Origin of the sequence: Rhodopirellula maiorica SM1 (genome assembly GCF_000346295.1) — a bacterium.
GTDB classification, from domain to species: Bacteria; Planctomycetota; Planctomycetia; order Pirellulales; family Pirellulaceae; genus Novipirellula; species Novipirellula maiorica.
In genome coordinates, this window is the sequence record NZ_ANOG01000830.1 from 1 (window position 1) to 5634 (window position 5634).

At 55.6% G+C, this 5634-nt stretch carries 2 protein-coding genes and 1 pseudogene; 2 read left to right on the forward strand and 1 reads right to left on the reverse strand.

Annotated elements, in window-relative coordinates; genetic code table 11:
• Positions 1-2686, reverse strand: a pseudogene (uvrA, locus tag RMSM_RS26860) (excinuclease ABC subunit UvrA); the annotation flags it as partial.
• 410 nt (positions 2687-3096) lie between these two features.
• On the opposite strand from uvrA, the gene RMSM_RS26865 reads away from it, so the two are divergent.
• Both RMSM_RS26865 and RMSM_RS26870 read left to right on the forward strand, forming a co-directional pair.
• Complete coding sequence (locus RMSM_RS26865; RefSeq protein WP_008704243.1) at positions 3097-4119, forward strand: DUF4261 domain-containing protein; 1023 nt, start codon at positions 3097-3099, stop codon at positions 4117-4119.
• A 377-nt stretch (positions 4120-4496) separates the two neighbouring features.
• Positions 4497-5600, forward strand: a complete 1104-nt coding sequence (locus tag RMSM_RS26870; protein WP_008704245.1) for a tetratricopeptide repeat protein — start codon at positions 4497-4499, stop codon at positions 5598-5600.
• Positions 5601-5634: the final 34 nt, after the last annotated feature.

The following is a 5634-nucleotide window of genomic DNA, read 5'->3' on the forward strand; positions in this document are numbered from 1 at the left end:
TCGGCAAAATGTAATCCTGTGGTCGGTTCATCGAGGACATACAGTGTGCGACGGTTTCCCGTTTACTGAGTTCACGCGACAGTTTGATTCGTTGGGCTTCGCCGCCTGAGAGCGTCGGTGACGGTTGGCCGAGTTTCAGATACTCCAAGCCAACGTCGACAAGGGTTTGCAATTTTTCAGCAATCTTGGGGATGTCTTTGAACAACGCCAGCGACTGTGAAATGTCCATTTCCAGCACATCGGCAATCGATTTGCCTTTGAATTGAACCGACAAGGTTTCACGGTTGTAACGTCGTCCTTGGCAAACAGGGCATGTGACCCAGATGTCGGCAAGAAAGTCCATTTCCAACTTGTTCGCGCCGTTGCCGTCACAGCCCGCACAGCGACCGCCATCGACGTTAAAACTGAACCGGCTGGCTGTGTAGCCGCGAGTTTTTGCCTCGGGCAATTTTGCATACAGATTACGAATTTCGTCAAAGACTTTGACGTACGTTGCCGGGTTGCTGCGGGGCGTACGACCGATCGGCGACTGATCGATCGCGATGGTTTTGTCGAGATGTTCGAGTCCTTCGATCGTATCATGCTCGCCACTTTCACATTCAGCTCCGTTCAGAGCGACGCGAAGCGCCGGTTCGACGATCCCGCCGATCAGCGAACTTTTGCCGCTTCCGGAAACGCCGGTGACACAGGTGACGGTCGCCAGCGGGATCGAGACATCGAGGTTGCGTAAGTTGTGAAATCGAGCCCCTTTGACGGTCAATTGCAACTTGGGATCGATAGGACGCAGTGTCGGCGGAGGATCGATGCTGCGTTGGCCCGACAAAAATTGCCCGGTCACGCTTTTAGCTGTTTTCGAAACGGTTTCCGCGTCTCCGGCGGCGACGACACGCCCGCCCTTGATCCCGGGGCCTGGCCCGAAGTCGACCACCATGTCCGAAGCCCGCATCGTATCTTCGTCGTGTTCGACGACAATCAACGTGTTGCCGCGATCACGCAGGCGAACGAGCGTTTCGATCAAGCGGTCGTTGTCACGTGGATGCAAACCGATTGACGGTTCGTCCAAGATGTACAGCACCCCGACCAGCCCGCTGCCGATTTGGCCTGCCAATCGAATCCGCTGGGCTTCGCCTCCGGACAGCGTTGGGGCGGTGCGGCCGAGCGTCAGGTAGTCAAGTCCCACGCCGAGCAGGAATCCTAGCCGAGTGCGAATTTCCTTGAGAGCTTCCGAGGCAATCTTGGCGTCGGTGTCGCTGAGCTGGATATCGCTGAAAAATTCGATCAGTTCATCGATTGGCAATTCGCAAAGCGTCGGTAGCGAAGCTTTGTCGGTTCCGTATGCTGTAATGTGCTTTTGGCTTTTCGTGGTCAGCGTGACCGCGCAGGCTTGTGGGTTCAGCCGCTGCGAGTGGCAATCGACGCACTCGATCGTGTTCATGTACTTTTCGAACTGACGCTGTTGCATCTTGTTCTTGTTCGTACGGTAACGAGCCAGTAGTTCGGGAATGAATCCGTCGAATGAATCGGAGTACGTTTTGGCGCGGCTACTGCCTTTCCAAGTGAACTCTAACGAATCGTCGCTGCCCCACAACCAAACGTGCTTGGCTTGTTCGGGCAATTCGTGCCATGGACCTTCCAGCATTGTGCCGTCTTTCAGCTCGAACAGCTCGTCCATCGCCTTGGCGACACCTTGGTAGACGTGACGACGGTAGCGGCCCATGTCGCTCCAGGATCCGAGCAGTTCGACGGCCCCCTTGCGTACCGATTTGGTTTCGTCGGGGACCAACAACTCGGGCACGAACGTGTACAACCGGCCGAGTCCGTCACAAGCCTCGCACATTCCTTGAGGGCTATTAAAGCTGAACAATTGCGGCGTGGGCGGTTTGAAACTCTGGCCGCACGATCCACAGGAATAACGTGACGAGTAGAGCAGATCATCGCTTGGTTTACCGGCATCGCGATCGTTCGCTTCGGACAACGAAACGACCACGCTCGATTCCCCAAGTTTCAATCCGGTTTCGATCGCTTCGGTGATCCGGCCGCGATCGCGAGAATCGGGATCAATGCGGTCGACCACGACTTCGACGTCGTGGCGGTGTTGCCGATCGAGATGTGGCGGATCACTTAGCCGGATCGTCTCGCCATCGACGCGTGCGAGCGAGAAACCATGTTTACGAAGATCCTCGAACAGGTCCCGAAACTCCCCTTTTTGGCCGCGGATCAACGGCGCCATCACCCACAGCGTCGCTTCAACGGGCAGCGACAAAATTTGCGAAACGATCGCGTCTCGCGACTGGGCCGTAATTTCACATTGGCATTTCGGGCAATGCCCGGTGCCGACCCGGGCGAACAAAACCCGCAGAAAATCGTAGATTTCCGTGATCGTTCCAACAGTACTGCGCGGATTATTTCCAGTCGATTTTTGGCTGATCGAAATCGAAGGACTCAGTCCGCCGACAAAATCGACGTCCGGTTTGGGCATTTGGCCCATAAATTGCCGAGCATAGTTGCTCAGACTCTCGACGTACCGCCGTTGCCCCTCGGCGTACAGCGTGTCAAATGCTAGCGAAGACTTTCCGCTTCCCGAAACGCCTGAAAAACAGATCAGCTGGCCTCGCGGCAGGCTCAGATTTACATCGCGAAGATTATGCTCTCGAGCACCTTTGACTGTGATTTCCTTCGTCGTCATGCTCGTTCAGGTGCCTCTTAGAACAAGGAATTTCCGTGTGAATCATCAACGCTATGACCATTCTCACGCAAGGGAAAGGGGGTAGTGTATCGGTTTTCACTGCGATTGTCCCGAGCGGCTTGTTTTGGCGTGGGAACGCGGTGCGCCAGCATATTCTTGGCACGAAGAGCTGGATGCCAAGTAGTGGAATTCGCCAGAATTCCCATACCGGCAGCACGGGGAACTCTGGCGAGTTCCACTACAAAAGGAGCTAGCGAGTTCCACTACGAACGGAGCTGGCGAGTTCACTACGAAAAGAGATGGCATGGGGCGGCCGGCGTTTCCCCCAACCACGTGTACCCTCGTGAATGATCCCATGCTGAGTTAAAACAGTGGATTACTAACAGCTAGCGACGGGGATTGAGATCGAAATGGCAAAAGGATTGTTCACTCAGGGGATGTGCGTCCTGCTCCGTGAGCCGGTTTCGATCGCCGAATTAGAAGAGCGGCTGAAGTGTTTCGAGCTTGTCGGGCGTCACGAATCGATCGAGGACGACGACGCCCCGGAAACCTTGGTGATGAAATACCGCGAGGACGTGGGTGGCCATTTGCTGGTCACCCCCTCGCGGAGCACGTGGCCCGATGACATGGGGGACCCCGACGAGTCGCCAGAACGCTTTGTCGCTTGGTCGCTGGGCCAATTCGGCCCACTCGCCTTTCCAGGGTGTCTGCAGCGGGCGACCGAGCAGACTTGGGGCTGGGAAGATGGAGCCGATGCGGTTAAAGAGCACACCGCTCATATTCGTATTCTGATCAGCTACGTGCTTGGGGTCGAAGAAACGGGGGGCGAGGAAGACGAAGACATTCCGCTGGTGCCCGACGACTATGATGCCGTTCACGAGATGCAGTTTGTCACTCGAGCGGTGACCGAATTGCTGCAATTGCCTCAAGCGATTTGCTATTTCAATCCTGGCGGTGAGGTGCTGCGGGACGAGACCGGGCTGCGTCAGGGGTTGAACTATGCGTGGAACCACGAATTGCCACCTTTGGACATGTGGACGAACGTGCGGATTTTCAAAGCCGACGACGCCTGGACGTTGATGGACACCGTCGGCAACGGTCAATTGGATCTGCCGGATCTGGAAGCGGTTTATCAAGCGGAAAAGTTCGAACCGGCCGACATCGAGCGATTTCTGCGAAATGCTTCGCTCTATATGTTGACGTCCGATGAAGAGGTTGAGGACGGCGATACCGCCGACGGTCCTGGCGATTTGACCTGGCAAGCGCTCGAGTGCGAAGAGGCGTTGTCGGACCCACCGCGACCGACAATCCGCTGGATCCCCCAAGACGGTGGCGAGCCGCCGGAAGAGTTTCTAGATCGTGGCGAAGCCGAAGACGAATTTGACGAAGACGAACTGGACGAAGATTTTCTGGACGAGGATGACGATCTGTAACCGGCGGCTTCGCTTCCCTATCGCGAGCTTTCTCGCCAATCGTCCGATCGACGCCAATCGTCTGACCAACGCCAATCGTCTACCAATATCGTACGTTTTATTCGCCGCCGCACTGCGAGCCCCCCTTCGCCGCACTGCTTCTGAGTAGGCAGGCAGGAGTCTTTCGGTAGGTTGGCCGTCTTGGCCTAGCCACGGTTCTCATGAACAACCGGGACAAGCACCCCAGCGGCTAACGGGATTTTAGCCAATCGTTCCTGCCTAACTGCTTTACGTAGATGGCATTGGGCAAACCCTGCATGGTGAAATCATTCACCTTATAATGCGATCGCCCACGTTTGCTTGCCCCTTGATTCTGTTCTACAGAAAGGATCATCGTTATGCCGCTATTGATTCAAGGCACGGCGATTGTGATCCGCAACGATGCACTGGAGCGTTGTTTGCCAGGCGGGGCTGCGGATTTTACTTCGATCGCTCCGAACGCGATGAGCTACAGCGACGATCTGCTATCGCAAGCAAGCTTTATGTCGCCGTTGGACGCGAAGCGTTTCGCCGAACAGCTTGAGTTGTATGGACTCGGGCAAACCAATGACGTCGTGGATTTTGTGATGGTGCATTCGCATAATCAAACAGCGGAACCCGACAATGATTGGTTACTGTTGTTCGAATACGAAGGCGGTTTGATCGCGACAATGCGCGGTAGTGAGAGCCGGAAAATCATTGCTCCCAAATCGTGGACACCCGGCGAGCAGCCTGATTTACAACATTTGTCGGGCGAAGAAGTGCGATCGCGATTAGAGTTCGTCCGCCGCGATGGTAAAATCGATGTGTATCGTGATAAGGAAACGGGACAATTACTCTATCACACTCGGCTGCATGAAACCGACGAAGAGATCTATGAACAAGCCGTGGCGGCGGTGTGGCAACACAATCGCAATCCGGGCGATCCGCCGGTGGACGCTAGCCGTCAGCAAGCGTTGCGAAACGCGATCGGCCAATTGCAGCACTTGGTCGCGAAACAACCTACCGCGTGGGGCGCCCATGTGATGTTGGGGAAAGCTTGGTTTGCAGTGGACGAGCTTCAACGAGCTCGCGATTGTTTGCAACGTGCTGCGGATCTTGAACCCGACAATACGATGGTGCTCAAAGAACTTGCCGGCATCTGTTTGGAACAAACGGATACCAAGCAGGCGTGTCTGGTAGGCGAACATGCCGTCGCGGTCTCACCAGACGATCCTGAATTGCTTGGTAATTTGGCAGTCGCCTATTTGATTGATGGGCAAACCGCGAAAGCCGAAAAAACGATCGCCCACGCGAAACGGATCAAACCCGATGATGCGGTCAATCAACACATTGGCAATCTTGTGTCTGACGTGATTCAGGGCCGACGAGAATCGCCACGTACGTTGCAGCAGATGATGAGTCCACCCAAGCCTGCGTCATGGTACGATCGCGCCCGCCGCTGGCTCGGCCGATCCAAGTAAAAGGGGGCGTGAGAGGCAATGCCGACGCGACTGC